A 205-nucleotide genomic window follows, 5' to 3' on the forward strand; every position below is an offset into this window, starting at 1 on the left:
CCAGAACATCAGTTGGACGAGTAAAGGAGTATTGCGAAAAACAGAGACCCACACGTTGACCATGGTGGTCGCAAAGCGCTGTCCTATCAGGCGCAGGCTGAGCAGAAAGATGGCAAACACCGTGGCGAGTACCACGCCGGCTAGCGTGACCCAAAGTGTGGTCAGAAAACCGGAGATTATCCATTGCAGAGGTTGCCCGCTCAGC

1 protein-coding gene is annotated in these 205 nt (G+C 54.6%); it reads right to left on the reverse strand.

Translation table 11 applies throughout. The features are described 5' to 3' along the window. On the reverse strand, nucleotides 1-204 hold a 204-nt coding region (locus FDX22_RS21890), incomplete at its 3' end, for an ABC transporter permease subunit (protein WP_255433031.1). Between the last annotated feature and the right edge of the window lies 1 nt (nucleotide 205).

The sequence above is a fragment of the Citrobacter sp. TBCS-14 genome, assembly GCF_005280805.1.
Classification (GTDB): domain Bacteria; phylum Pseudomonadota; class Gammaproteobacteria; order Enterobacterales; family Enterobacteriaceae; genus Citrobacter; species Citrobacter gillenii.